Source organism: uncultured Allofournierella sp., from assembly GCA_944382705.1.
Taxonomy (GTDB): domain Bacteria; phylum Bacillota; class Clostridia; order Oscillospirales; family Ruminococcaceae; genus Allofournierella.
Genome location: CALWNE010000006.1, coordinates 1 through 13,492, shown reverse-complemented (window position 1 = coordinate 13,492; position 13,492 = coordinate 1). Strand labels below are relative to the sequence as shown.

Annotated in this window: 8 protein-coding genes and 1 rRNA gene; 1 reads left to right on the top strand and 8 read right to left on the bottom strand. The window is 54.5% G+C overall.

The features are described 5' to 3' along the window. Positions 1-55: 55 nt before the first annotated feature. Positions 56-3,277, bottom strand: coding sequence for an SbcC/MukB-like Walker B domain-containing protein (locus ACH2EM_RS00410; RefSeq protein ID WP_395150047.1), 3,222 nt, complete (start codon positions 3,275-3,277; stop codon positions 56-58). Next, entirely contained in the window at positions 3,274-4,413 is a 1,140-nt protein-coding gene (locus ACH2EM_RS00405; protein ID WP_395150046.1) for an exonuclease SbcCD subunit D, read from the bottom strand. Before ACH2EM_RS00405 ends, ACH2EM_RS00410 begins: the two co-directional genes overlap by 4 nt. Before the next feature lie 132 nt (positions 4,414-4,545). Between ACH2EM_RS00405 and ACH2EM_RS00400 the strand changes: the two genes are divergently transcribed. Then, entirely contained in the window at positions 4,546-5,058 is a 513-nt protein-coding gene (locus ACH2EM_RS00400; RefSeq protein WP_395150045.1) for a GNAT family N-acetyltransferase, read from the top strand. Between the two features lie 184 nt (positions 5,059-5,242). Here the strand turns inward: ACH2EM_RS00400 and ACH2EM_RS00395 are convergent, their stop codons facing one another. The 6 genes from ACH2EM_RS00395 to rrf all read right to left on the bottom strand — a co-directional run bounded on the left by ACH2EM_RS00395 (position 5,243) and on the right by rrf (position 13,438). Then, entirely contained in the window at positions 5,243-8,203 is a 2,961-nt protein-coding gene (locus ACH2EM_RS00395; RefSeq protein WP_395150044.1) for a phospholipid carrier-dependent glycosyltransferase, read from the bottom strand. Between the two features lie 105 nt (positions 8,204-8,308). After that, positions 8,309-9,703: a cysteine--tRNA ligase gene (gene cysS / locus ACH2EM_RS00390; RefSeq protein ID WP_395150043.1), complete on the bottom strand. Its 1,395-nt coding sequence runs from the start codon at positions 9,701-9,703 to the stop codon at positions 8,309-8,311. Positions 9,704-9,867: 164 nt separating this feature from the next. Then, complete coding sequence (locus ACH2EM_RS00385) at positions 9,868-10,296, bottom strand: arsenate reductase ArsC (protein ID WP_395150042.1); 429 nt, start codon at positions 10,294-10,296, stop codon at positions 9,868-9,870. A 30-nt stretch (positions 10,297-10,326) separates the two neighbouring features. Continuing rightward, positions 10,327-11,367 (bottom strand): hypothetical protein, encoded by a 1,041-nt coding sequence (locus ACH2EM_RS00380; protein WP_395150041.1) that lies wholly within the window; start codon positions 11,365-11,367, stop codon positions 10,327-10,329. Positions 11,368-11,400: 33 nt separating this feature from the next. Beyond that, positions 11,401-12,351, bottom strand: a complete 951-nt coding sequence (locus ACH2EM_RS00375) for a hypothetical protein (RefSeq protein ID WP_395150040.1) — start codon at positions 12,349-12,351, stop codon at positions 11,401-11,403. A 970-nt stretch (positions 12,352-13,321) separates the two neighbouring features. Further along, positions 13,322-13,438: ribosomal RNA gene (gene rrf / locus ACH2EM_RS00370) — 5S ribosomal RNA — on the bottom strand. Between the last annotated feature and the right edge of the window lie 54 nt (positions 13,439-13,492).

The window sequence follows — 13,492 nt, the reverse complement described above, 5'->3', positions numbered from 1 at the left end:
GCAAAGGCTCTCTTTTTGTTTTGTGGCAGTTTTTGCAAAACCTGCCACACTGGATTTATAAAAATTTCAGCTGCACCTGACTGCCGTTGGTGGTTTTGCGCACCAGAATCTGCTTTTCAATGCGGGTGCGCAGTTCCGGCACATGGGAGATAATGCCCACCAGCCGGTTATCCAGTGCCAGCCCGTGAAGGGTTTGAATGGCTTTTTCCAGGCTCTCCTCATCCAGTGTGCCAAAGCCTTCGTCAATAAAGAGGGTATCAATTTCTACCCCTCCTGCATAGCTTTGAATCACATCCGAAAGGCCAAGTGCCAGTGCAAGGGCCGCCTGGAAGGTTTCGCCGCCGGAAAGGCTGCCCACACTGCGCACCTTGCCGGTGTAATGGTCCAGCACATCCAAATCCAGTGTGCCCTTCGCCTCGGTGTTTTGCAGCTGGTGGCATTGCAGCTCGTACTGCCCGCCGGTCATCACCCACAACCGCTGGTTGGCAGCCTCCACCGCATCGGCAAAGTAGGCTCCCAGCACAAACTGCTCAAACTCCTGTTTTACATTGCCTTTTTCCAGGTTTCCGTTGGCGGTGTTGCTTAAACGGCGAATCAGCGCCTGCCGCTCCTGCTGCTGCTGGCTCTCTTTCCAGGTTTGCTCCAACTGACGGCAAACTCCCTGGTTTGTGGTCAGCCTGCCGGATAGCTGCAGCCGCCGGGCATCCAGCTGCTGCTTTTGATGTTCGCACTCCATCAGCTGCTGGGCCAGCTGTTCCATCTGCTGGGTTAATTCGGTCTCTGGCAGCTGAGCCAGCCCACTGTACTGCTGGTTCAGCTGCTGGGCCAGGGTTTCCAGAGTGGCTTCCAGCGTTTGTTTTTGCTCCTTCCACACAGCTAGCTGCTGGCGGTGTTCCTCCAGCTGCTGGGGTGTTACCCGATGTTCCGCAAACAGCTGGGCGGTCATGCCGCTGTTTGCCAGCTTATTGTGCCACGCCTCCTGGCTTTGCTGCTGCTTGTGGTCGGCTTGGGCCAGCCGCTGGCGTTGCTTATGCAGGGTTTCCTGGGCGGCCGCCCTTTGGGCAATGTACTGCTGCTGCCGCTGCTGCAAGCTCTGCCGCTTTTGCTCATTCTCCCCCAAAGCCTGGGCAACCTGCTGGGCCCGTTGGCTGGCCTGTTGGGGATCCATCTGGCCCAGGGTTTGTTCCATCTGGCGAACGCAAACCCCAACCCTGCTGCATTCCTCCTGGTAATGCTGCCGCTGCTGCTGGGCGCTTTCCCACTTCTGGCTCTGCTCCTGCCGCTGGTGGCGCAGCTGCTCCAGCTGCCGAACTTCCTGCTGCAAGCGCAGGCACACCTGCTGAGCCTGCTCCCATGTTTGCTGGGCCTCCTGCTGCTGGGCCTGCGCCTGGGCACGGCACTCCTGCAAGGCAAGGCTTACCGCCTTTGCATCCTCCTGAACCTGGGGCTGGGTGCCCTGGCAGAGGGCCAGCACCTGAGCAGCCCGCTCCAGATACTCCTGCCGCAGGGTTTGGGCGGTGGTATTGCTGGCCGCCGCCTGGCTGCGGGCCTGGGTCAGGTTTTGTTCTGCCGCCTCTTTCTGGCTTCGCAGGTCATTGAGCATTGCTTCGTTTACTGGGTGCTCTCCCACCTCAATTTGGGCTGGGGCGGGGTGGTGTAAACTTCCGCACACCGGGCAGGGCTGCTCCTTTTGCAGGGTTTGGGCCAATACGCCGGCCTGGTTATCCCAAAACCAGCGTTCTGCCTGGGTGTACTGGGTCTGGACTTCCTCAAATTGCTGCTGGCACCGCTGCAATGCATCCACATTGCCAAGGTGCAGCTTTTGCTGCTCCACCAGCTGCTTCATTTTGGTGTAAAGCTGGCCCAGTGCTTCCAGTGCGCCGTCCCAATGCTCCTTGTTCTGGCGAGCCCTGTGCTCCTGCTCCAGCGCCTGGGGCTGCTGCTGCACCAGTTCTTCTTTCTGGCGCACCAGTTCCTCCAGCTGGGCCAGCTGTTCCCGGGCGTTTTTTTCCTTTTGGCTGGCCTGTTCCAGTTGTAGTACCTGTTCCTTGTGCTGATTTTGCAGACTGAGCAGCTCTTGCAGCTGCTGTAACGCCTGGTGCAGCTGCTTGTGTTCCACCGCCAGCTGCTGGGACTGTTCTGTAAGCTGCTGGTACTCCTGCTGGGCCTGTTCCATGGCAGGTGCCAGCCGCTCCAGCTCCTCCCATCGGTTTTGAGCCTGGGTGTAGGCGGTTTGCTCCTGCTGGGCCTGCTGTATAGCCTGCTGCCACTCCCGGTATACCGGCTCCAGTGTGTAGGCTGCCAGTTCTTCCCGTTTGATTTGCTGTTCCAGCTTCTGGGCCTTGGGCCAGATGTCCATCAGCTGGCTGTATTGCTGCTGCTTGCTTATTTGCTGCTCTCTGAGGGCACAGTAAACTTGCAGCTGGTTTTGCCGCCCGGTTATCTGGTCTCTCTGCTGGTCCAGCGTTTGTATCTGGGCTGTAAGCTGCTGCATCTGTGCTGCATCCTGGCTGCAAAGCTGGGCCAGCTGCTCCAAAATTTCCGGGCAGCGCCAGATGCGCTGGGGGGTTTGCAGCAGCTCTGCCAATTCCGCCGGGGGCTGCTCCGGCAGGCAGATGGCCCCTATGTTCCGTTCCAGCTCCTTTTGGGTTTGGCTGCCCTCCGCATTGCACTGGGAGGCCATTTCCTTCAATTTCTTTTGTACCGCCTGGTACAGCTGCGTGCCAAAAATCTGCCGCAGCACTGCACTGCGCTCCTGCCCGGATTTGTGCAGCAGCTGGGCAAACTGGTTTTGGGCAATCATGGCAATCTGCCGGAACTGATCCACATTGATGCGCAGCAATTCGTTCACCGCCGCATCCACCTTTTCCTTGCCGTCTGCCAGTACCTTGTCACCGTCCGGCTCACACCGGTAAAGCTGCGCCTTGGCAGTGACCTTTACCAAAGGATACACCCCATCCTTTTTGCGCTGGCTTTGGCGGTACTGCTCCGGGCTGCGTTCAATGCGGTAGGTCTGCCCCCGGTGCTCAAACACCAGCTTCACTGCTGTTTCCAGGGTAGGGTCCGCATAATCGCTGCGCATCATCTTTTCGTCCCGTACCTGGCCGGTCAGCTTGCCAAACAAGGCATAGCAAATGGCATCAAACAAGGTGGTTTTGCCTGCTCCGGTATCCCCTGTCACCAAAAACAAACCACTTTTGCCCAGCTGGCCCAGCTCCACCTGCTGACAGCCCGCATAGGGGCCAAACGCCTGCATGGTAAGGGTTAATGGTTTCATTGCTCCTCTCCTTTCAGTTCCTCAAACACCTGTTCCATCACCGTTTGCTCCTGGGCATTCATGGGCCGGTGGTGCACACTTTCATAAAAAGCACCGAACAATTCTAGCGGGCTGGTGCTGTGTATATTTTTCTGCCACCGCCGGCTGCTGGCATTCTGTTCTCTGGCTTTGGGTGCAAAATCCAGTTTTACCAGGTTGGGGTACACGCTGCGCAGCCGGGGCGCCGCATTGAGCGGAGGTTGTTCGTCTGTAAGGATGGCGTGGATGTAGTCACCGCTGGGCTGGGCGTGTTCCAGCAGCTGCTCCAAAGGCCCTTTCAGCTGCCGCAGGGGCCGCAGGGGCGCAAAGGGCAGCTGCCTGCATTCCACCTGGCCTTTGGGGCCAAACTCCACCAAAACGGCAGATTTTTTGTGATGCACCTCACTTACCGAATAGGCCAGCGGCGAACCACTGTACCGCACCTGGGGCCGCCCTACCTGCTGGGGGCCATGCAGGTGACCCAGTGCCACATAATCAAACCCATCGAATGCTCTGGCCTCCACATGGTCCAGGTTGCCAAGGCTCAGGCTTTCGGAGTCGCAGGTTTCGGGGCAGCGGCCGGATGCCGTCACAAACTGGTGGGCCATAAGCACATTGCGGGCCGAAGGGTCCAGCTGTGCATGGCGAATCACCACCTCCACCGCCTGGGTATAGTCATCAATCTGCTCCTGGGGCCACTGGCTGCGCACCATGCTGGGGCGTATAAAGGGCAGTGCCCACAGATGCAGGGTGCCGTGCTCATCCTCCAGCTGGTAGTGTTCCAGTCTGCCTTCAAAGCTGGAAGCCAGGTACACTCCCCGGCTGGCCAGCAAACGGCTGCCAAACCCCAAACGGTCGGCACTGTCATGGTTGCCGCTGATGAGATACACCGGTATATTGAGCTGGTTCAGCTGGCTTAAAAATTCATCCAGAAGATTTACCGCCCCCACGGTGGGCACATTGCGGTCGTATATATCCCCAGCCACCAGTACACCGTCCACCTGGTTCTGGCTGGCCATCTCAACGCATTGAGCCAGGATATGCGCCTGATCTTCAAACAAATCCAGCTCGCACAGCCTGCGGCCCAGATGCAGGTCTGAAAGATGCAAAAATTTCATGAAAGCCTCCCGTACTGTGTTGTTTGTTCTATTGTAACACGCGCCAAAATCTCCTTCAAGCCAGCCTTTTCTTGCCCTGTGCTCCTGTGGTATACTGGTGGTTAATACATCTTGCAAACAGGAGCTGCCGCCATGCCATCTGTATTTTTGTGCACCCCTCTTTCCCTTCACAAACAGCCGGTTTGGGCCTATCGCCAGGAGTTTTTGAACAGTGGCGATTCCATTGATGGTTCCTGTGGGCTGGCCTGGGCTGCCACCTTTGAAGAATGGCTGGCCCGTGTGCAAGGGGCAGAACACCCCGCCGGGGAAACTGTTCCCACCACGGTGTTTTTGGTCATGGATGCCGTCACCTGCCAGCTGGTGGGCATGATTGCCCTGCGCCACAGGCTGGACGACCACCTGGCTCGCTGGGGCGGTCATGTGGGGTACAGTGTGCGGCCCGGCTTGCGCAATCGGGGGTACGCCACCGCGGCCCTGCAAGCACTGCTGCCCTACTGCCGCAGCCTGGGGCTGAACCAGCTTCTGCTCACCTGCTGGGCCGAAAATCTGCCCTCCGCTCAGGTAATTAAGCACTGCGGCGGTACATTGACCCGGGAAATTCAGCTCAATCAAAAAGCGGTGCACCACTATCACCTGCCTTTGTAAAATCCTGTTGCAAGCCCACTATTCCACTAAAAGGGAGCTCTTGCAGCATTGCTGTGTTGACAAAACACCCTCCTCTTGCAAGCAAATAACCCCCTTTTGCAGCCGATTGCACTGCAAAAGGGGGTTATTTTTGTTGTTTTTAAGTCTTTTTATACTTTTTGTAGTTAAATTTCGCAAAACAACTTTAGTAATACCAGCTTGCCAACCACTTGGTGCTGTCCACCCAGGCTTGTGGCACAGAGATGCCCGTTACAACCGGATAAAACCACACAAACACCAAGGCTGCCGCAGCAATCAAGCCCCAATAAAGCCAACGGCCCAACCGGGGATGCCGCTGCTGGAGCTGGTCCACCATCAGGGCCAGGGCTGCCACTGCAAACCAAAGGCTGGGGAAATAATGGTACTGGAAGGTGCAGCGGGTTACCAACACCCAGGGCAACAGCTGGGTGAGATAGAACACAAGGATGCCTCCCTGCACCCGGTTGGCTCTGCCACTGATCTGCCGCCACAACAGGGCACCCAGCCCCACCAGAGCAGACCACCACACCACCGGGTTGCCTATGCCGGAAATAGTGGCCCGCATCCCTTCTGCTGCACTGCCGGAATAATACCACACCGGCCGAATATCAAAGGGCCAGCTATACCAGCGAGACTCAAAGGGATGGGTACTTTTTAACTGGCTGTGGTATTCAAACATGGTGATTTGGCAGCGCCACCACTCCTGCAAGCTAAAACCGCCCTCCCGCCAGTAGTAGGGCAGATACGCCAGATAATAAACCAGCAACGGTACCGCCACAAAAAATACCACGCCGCCAGCCAGGGCCGTTGCCAGTTCCCTGCCAAACCCGGGCTGATTTTGCCGCCAGCGCACCCACAGCACACCAAAGTACAGCACGCAAAGGCCTGCACCGGCATAGATTCCCGTCCACTTGCTGGCCGCTCCCAGGCCAAAGGCCAATCCGCACAGTGCCATGGGCAGAATGCTTTTGCACACCCCTTTTTCCAGCACGCTTTGGGCATACCATACCATAAAATAGGCCCCCAGCAAAATAAAGAAGGTACCGTATACATCAATGGTAGCAATGCGGCTTTGGGCATAGCGCATTAAATCCAGAGCCGCCAGCAGGGCCGCAAAAAGGGCCGGGGCCGTTTTGCGGCTCAGGCGGCGCACAAACAGGTAGAGCACCGGAACCATGCCGATGCCAAACAGCACACCGGAAATGCGCCAGCCAAAGCCAGTCATGCCAAACAGCCAGATGCCCACCATCTGGAACACCTTGCCCAAAGGCGGATGGGTTGTTTCGTATACCGGCATTCCGTGCAGATGTTCGTAGGCCGTGCGCCCGTGGTAAATCTCATCGAAATACATGCTGTTGCGGTAGCTGATGGTCTGGGGCACCAGCTCCTGCTCGTCCATCAGGGCTGCCCCATCTCCCTGCACCGAAAGCAGCTGGCCCTGAGCATCCTTAAAGGCAATTTCCAGCACACTTGCATTGTCCAGAGTAATAGTATACCGCTGGCCGCTTTCCAGATTGGAAAGCGGCAGTTCCAACCAGTGGAACACATTGCTGTAATCCAGTTCCTGCTGCACCAGCTGCTGGCCTTGTTCATCCCACAGGGTAAGGGTACCATTCCAGTTTACCTCCGGATAAATCCAAAGGCTGGCTGGCTGCCCCTCCACCTGAACCTGAGCGGTAAAGGTTGTTCCTTGGGCATCCTGCACGGTTTGTGGTGCGGTCATGTCGCCCAGGTTCCAGAGGGAAACCACTGCGGTGAGGGCTGTAATCAGGGCCAGCAGCCCCGCCTCCCGGGCCGTCCAGGCCGGCAGACCTGCCGGGGCAGACTTGTGTTCCGGTTCCGCCGCCAAGGTGTAGGGCACAATGTCCCGCCCGGAGCAGATGGCCCAGGCGGCATACACCAGCAGCGCCGTACCTGCCACATTCATGGCGCTGATAATTACAATCATGATGCAGGAGGTAGTACTGTTTAAAAACTGGTCCTCTGTGCCGTTGTTAATCAGCACCATGGCCACATTCAAAAGGGTGGAAAAACTCAGCAGCCCAAAAGCTCCCAGCAGCCGACGGTCCCCAATACGGGCGGCAGCGGCAAGCAGCATCAGCAACGAAGCCATCAGGTACCGTTCATGCATCCGATGTCCAAGGCAAAATACCAGAGCGGTATAAACAGCCGCCAACAGCATGGGGCTGAAGCGGCGGTTGTTCATCCCCTGCCAAGCCAGCAATGCCAGGCACACGGTGGCAGCTGTAATACCCATGATGCCCAGGGTCTGCCAGGTAAGGCCGCCGGGCCAGATTGCATCGGTCTGGTTTACCCAGTTGCCGCCCAGTAAAGTAATAAGGTTAAAGGCATTCACACTGGCATAGGGGTAGCTGTTCACTGTGCCGGTGTACTTTTCCAGCAGCCACCCCACCGGCTGCTGGCCCCAAAAAGGCAGGGCGCTTAACAGCACCACCCCCACCGAGGCCATACCGCCCAGTACGCTGGTGGTCAGCACCTTCACCCAGGCAGACTTTCTCTCTCTTTTTTCCAGCAAGGGGGCCAAAAAGCAGATGGCCAGCACCGGCCCAAACAGCAGCGCTTGAGGTTTCACCGTGAGCGCAAGACCAAACACTGCGGCACCGGGTAAAAATTTGCGCCGGCATACCAGCCAGAAGGCGCCCACAATGCACAGCGCAAACACACTGTCCACCTGTTTCCACACCGCAGTGTCATACAGCAGCGGCGGGCAGAACAGGGCCATCGCAGCCAGCCGCAATGCCCTTTCCTCATCCAGATAGCGGCAAGCAATCTGCCATACCAGCAGGCCCAGCCCCATGGTGCACAGCGTAGATACCAGTACCATGAGCACCGTGTACGCCTTTGTGCCAAATGCAATACCGCCCAGCCGTGAAACGCTGCCCAAAAGCCATAGCACCAGCATATAGCCGGGAGGATAATCGGCAAAATAATCCGGCTGGTAAAAAGCCGCCGGGCCTTGCTCTGCCAGCTTACTGGCCCAGGCGGCAAAACAGTTTACATCGGTGGAATAACCATCTGTAATAACCGATAATCCCAGGTGCAGCACAAAGCTGCCAGCCAGCAGAAACAGCAGGGCAGAAGGCAAAGTGATTTTTTGTTGCTTCATATTGTCCTCTTTCCAGTTACACAAAAAACCGCAGACAGCACACTGTTCTGATTCTTATCCGAACAGCTGCCCTGCGGTCTTTTTTGATTTCAGCCTATTTTTTTATCAGGCTTTGCTTACCTTGGGGCCCTGAGCGGTATCTTCCACCACCCAGCCCATCTGGGTAATCTGTGCCCGCAGCGCATCGGCCGTGGCCCAATCCTTGGCCTTTTTGGCAGCGGCACGCTGTTCCACCAGGCTCATAACCTCGCTGGGCACCTGCTGGGTATTGCGGTTGTACAGCAAACCCAGTACGCCGGTAATCTCATCAAATACCTGGGCAGCCTGTTGCAGGGCTTCCTTGCTGGCTTCTTCGCCCAAAGTATTGATATCTTTCACCAGCTCAAACAGGGCACCCAAGGCATCGGGTGTATTCAGGTCATCGTCCATGGCAGTGATGAACTTCGCCTTGGCCTGCTTCGCCTTTTCTGTCAATGCGTCACTGCCCTGGCCTGCCTTCTCCAGCCGGAAATCCAGATTTTCACGGCAGGTGTACAGCCGTTCCAGGCTTGCCTTGCAGGAGCGAATCAAATCCACTGTATAGTTCAGGGGCATCCGGTAGCCTGCGGTGAGCATAAAGTACCGAATGGGCTCATACCCATACACCTCGGCCACTTCCCGCACAGTGAAAAAGTTATTGGCGCTCTTGCTCATCTTGTGGTTGTCGATGTTCAAAAAGCCGTTGTGCATCCAGTAACGGCTGAAGGTGCAGCCGTTGGCACACTCAGACTGAGCAATTTCGTTTTCATGATGGGGAAAAATCAAATCCTGACCGCCGCAGTGCAGGTCAATGGTGTTGCCCAGATGCTTGCGGGCCATGGCGCTGCACTCAATGTGCCAACCGGGACGACCGGGGCCATAGGAGCTTTCCCAGGCAGGCTCGCCGGGCTTAGCGGCCTTCCAGACCGCAAAGTCGGCGGGGTCTTCCTTCAAATCATCCGCCATCTGGCTGCGCAGTTCCCGGTTTCCACTCTCCAGATCATCCAGGTTCAGGTGGCTTAGCTTGCCATACTCGGCAAACTTTTTAGCGCGGAAGTAGACATCGCCATTTTTGGCCACATAGCCATAGCCTTTATCAATAATATCCTTCACAATGTCCAGAATTTCCTGCACATGTTCGGTTGCACGGGGACGCACAGTAGGCGGCAATGCATTCAGACCCTGGCTGTCCTTAATGTATTCTTCCTCATAGCGGCAGGCCACCTGCTGCATGGAAACGCCCTCTTCCTGGGCTTTCTTAATGAGCTTATCATCAATATCGGTAATGTTGGATACATACAAAACCTTATTGCCCTGGTATTCCAGATAGCGACGCAGTGTATCGAACACCACCAGCGGCCGTGCATTGCCGATATGAATAAAGTTGTATACGGTGGGACCGCACACATAAATACGGTACTCCCCTGGTACCTGGGGAATTAATTCTTCTTTTTTACGGCTCAGCGTATTAAAGATTTGCATACTTTTATTCGCTCCTTACTCCGCACCGCAACAGGGGTGCAGATTTTTAAATGCCTGTCTTTTGCTATTGTATCACAAAGTCTCCCAAAATGGTAGAGACCTGCCCTGAGGCTGGCGCAAAAAACTGTTTGCAATTCCTCCGCTGGGAAAGTACAGCTTATGTTTCAGCTTTTGGCTGCTTGTTCCAGCAACTGACTACGCAGTGCCAGCACACGCTCCTCAATGGCTTGTATGATTTTCAAAAACACCTCATCCGGCTGGCCGGTGGGGTCCTGCAAGCCCCAATCCTGCCGCTCTTTGCCCGGCACATAGGGGCAGGCCACATTACAGCCCATGGAGATGTATACATCTGCCTGGGGAATTTCTTCCAGCAGCTTGGATCGCTGCTGCTGTTCCATATCAATGCCGTACACCTGTTTCATCAGCCGCACCGCATCCTGGTTGATGCAGGGCTTTGTTTCGGTTCCGGCAGAATAACTTTCAAACACATCCCCCGCCAGATGACGGCCCAGGGCCTCTGCAATCTGGCTGCGGCAAGAATTGTGTACGCAAACAAACGCTACCTTCGGCTTTTGGCAAGAAAACTGCTGCATAACTACTCCTCCTTTTTTCTTTACAGTTTATTAGCCCTGCTGATTCAGCAGGTAAATGGCCAAATTTTCACTTTCATACGCAGGCATCAGGCCGCTTGGTGCATCGCCTGGCCAGCGTTTGGCATACACAAGGCACTGCACGCCCTCCTGCTCTGCCAGCTCCAACAAGTGTTGGGTGGAGGTCTGTGCGCTGAAAAACGCCTCGTTCACCTGTTGTTTGTGGGTGAGTACCTCCATGCTTACCCCCATGTTGGTCATGGCATAGGTCCACCCCTCCATGTACGCCTGCCGCTGGCTGAATGCGCTGTACACATTGGTGATGGCATCGGTCTGGGCGGGAGTGCTGGAGGTTTTGTTGGTGGCAAATTGCTGGCCTAGGGGCAGATTTTGCCGCAGCCACTCCATGGCCTGTTCATCCTCTGCGGTAATGGCTTTTTCCGCAAATTGGGGCTGGGTAACCCCTACCGTTACAGCCAGCTGCCCAGCGGCCTGGGCTGTGTAATTTATGGTCATGCACACCGTGCTCAACAGTCCCACAGCACCCACCAGATACACCGGCCAGCGATACCATCTTTTGCCCTCTCGCAGACGCTGCAAGGGTTCTACCCCCAAAATTGCCAGTGCAATCATGGCAACCAGAGCAAAATACACCTGGCTGGAACTGGTGTGATAGAACAGCTGGTAGGCCAGAAATCCGCCAGCCGCTACGCCATTAAGCAGAATGCGCGTGGCATCCAGCTTGCAGAGATTGCGCACCGAACTGGGAATCGTAAGAACCCACAGAATCACCTGGAAGGGCACCATGCACACCACATTGCACAGGCCAATCCCCACCAGCCACACATAACCAGAAATAGGCACCACCTGGCACAGCCAATCGGTGAGAGGGCTTAAAACCCGGTAGCACCAGGAATTGCGCATGGCAAAAATGGATAGCTCCATGCTGTTGGAACCAGAAGAAAACAGAATGAAATACACAACTCCAAAAACGCCTGCACACCCTGCGGTCAGAAGCAATGCCTTACCGTACTGCGGCTTTTGAAACGCCAGCACAAAAACCATGGTTACCACCAGGCTGCATACTAGAATTGCTGCTTCCGGCCCTTAGCCCACAGACAGCAAAAAGAAGGAGAGCAAGGCCAGAGCATACCAATTCCATTCCACAGCAAAATGCCGACGGCTCATGTGAATGAAGGCACACAAAAATCCGCACAAAAACACCAGCGCCGTTGCCTGGGCATTGATGTTAGTCACCAGATGGCGCAGCATAGTGTTGCCAAACAAACTTTCACCGTTGGAAAGAGGTTTCCAGAGGGATGCACAGGAAAAACCAACCAGCAAAAAGGTAAGCCACTGCCAGCCGTTGCGGATGTTTTTTGCATAATAGCTGGAGGCCATCGCCTTGAGGGCTGTCAGTTCCGCTGCCAGAAACAGCGGACCAAAAAAGAACACATATACATCATAGCATTCTGCACCGCTCAAAAGGCTTAGGGCAGACGCCAGCAGCTCGGTAAGATAGTGGTAGGACAAACGAACGCCCGAAAACCGAATGTCCTGTGCCGGAAACGCATTTCCCAGTGCCGCTGCGTTGCCCACATTCCAGAGCATATCCTGGTTTAATACCACGGAACCTGCGGCAGTTGGGTGCGGATTCCGTGCCGAAAAGCAGATGGTGTACAAAAACAACAGAATGCTCCATGCAAATGCTGTTTGGCTGCACAGGCCTTCTACGGCACGGTAAAGCAGCTGTTCTTTCGGTTGCTTAAACCGTTGAAATGCACTGCGACCAAACAGCACGATGGGTACAAGGGGAATCAAAAATAAGAGTTCCTGCATCTGAAAGCGAACAACCACACAGTGGCTTGCTGCAAGCAGCGCACTTCCGTATACAATGGATAGCAAGGGCTGCAATTCCTTTTGCTTTGGCCCAATCCAGTGGCTCAAGCATACCCCTGGCAGATAAAGATAGATTGCCGCCGCAGCCAAAAACAAGGGCAAGCGAAGCATCTGGGCACCACCTGCCGCACACACAAACAGATATAGCAGTACCGACAAAAGGGTAACTCCCCCTCGCAAGCAGGCCCACTTCCTGCTCTTTGCCGGGAGTGCAGCCCACCAACCATTCTGACGCAAAATTTCAGTCATACAATTCAATCGTCCTTTCTCACAGCCATCTGCCCCTGGTATTTCTGGGCATGAATTTTGTGCTTTTTGTATGTTTATCTTTAAGGGTAAAAGCGTTGTTTCTCCAGGTATGTGTATAACATCACCGAAATTCTTGATTTCTTTCAAAACTGCCTGGGTGCTTTGCGAATCCTTTTAAGTAAATTCCAAAAAATTGCAATCAAGCTACCCTATTGCTTAAATTGATTCATTCACCGAGTGCAGCGCCTCAAACACAGTATCTCCTTAAAAAAAATCGATGAACCTCCATTTTGATACAAAGTGCAAAAGTTTCATCCTCCAACAACCGAATCCCACTGGAATTATTTTTAAACAGCGTTCTGCAAGGACAAAACCTGCAACACTTATACTGTGGCTCCACTCAAATGGTTCAACCTGTCTGGCATCTTTCCATAGATTTAACCACTGAGGTACATTGTTTGAAAAAATTCTGTTTCCGGTTCATCATCTCCAGCCAGGAATATTATAGATTTTTAAAACAATGTTTTTGGAGCATTGCATTAAAAAATGCTTCCGTTCAATCTACCATACCACCTTGACATCTTGCCTGCACTGTCTCTTATTTAAACACTGTTAGCCTGAATTTCTCTCCGCTGTATTACAGAGCTGCAACCAAATACCCAAAACTCCACCTTACTTCACCTTGCAAACCAAGGCATAATGTTATTTCATCATAGCCCTTTATATCAGTATAAATAAAAAACCAGCACAAGGAAACTCCCTCATGCTGGTTTTAGTGAAATTATGCTGTAATTTGCTAAAAAACTGGCGCAACCAGCAGACGCCTGCCGTGACACCCCAAAGAATTGCAAGGCACAATCCTGGCATTAAAAAAAGAAAAAGCCGGCACCTACCTATTTTCCCAGGTCGTTTCCAACCAAGTATCTTCGGCACAACAGAGCTTAACTACTGTGTTCGGAATGGGAACAGGTGGGACCTCTGCGTCATCGGCACCGGCCGTTGTACATGAAAGCTTTCTTGCTTTCGCTGTTTTCAGCCTTCATATATTCTC

Excerpts from the sequence above, each read along its gene's own strand:
- ACH2EM_RS00385 (WP_395150042.1), bottom strand. The coding sequence starts at position 10,296 with ATGCAGCAGTTTTCTTGCCAAAAGCCGAAGGTAGCGTTTGTTTGCGTA.
- ACH2EM_RS00405 (WP_395150046.1), bottom strand. The coding sequence starts at position 4,413 with ATGAAATTTTTGCATCTTTCAGACCTGCATCTGGGCCGCAGGCTGTGC.
- ACH2EM_RS00400 (WP_395150045.1), top strand. The coding sequence starts at position 4,546 with ATGCCATCTGTATTTTTGTGCACCCCTCTTTCCCTTCACAAACAGCCG.
- cysS (WP_395150043.1), bottom strand. The coding sequence starts at position 9,703 with ATGCAAATCTTTAATACGCTGAGCCGTAAAAAAGAAGAATTAATTCCC.
- ACH2EM_RS00410 (WP_395150047.1), bottom strand. The coding sequence starts at position 3,277 with ATGAAACCATTAACCCTTACCATGCAGGCGTTTGGCCCCTATGCGGGC.
- ACH2EM_RS00395 (WP_395150044.1), bottom strand. The coding sequence starts at position 8,203 with ATGAAGCAACAAAAAATCACTTTGCCTTCTGCCCTGCTGTTTCTGCTG.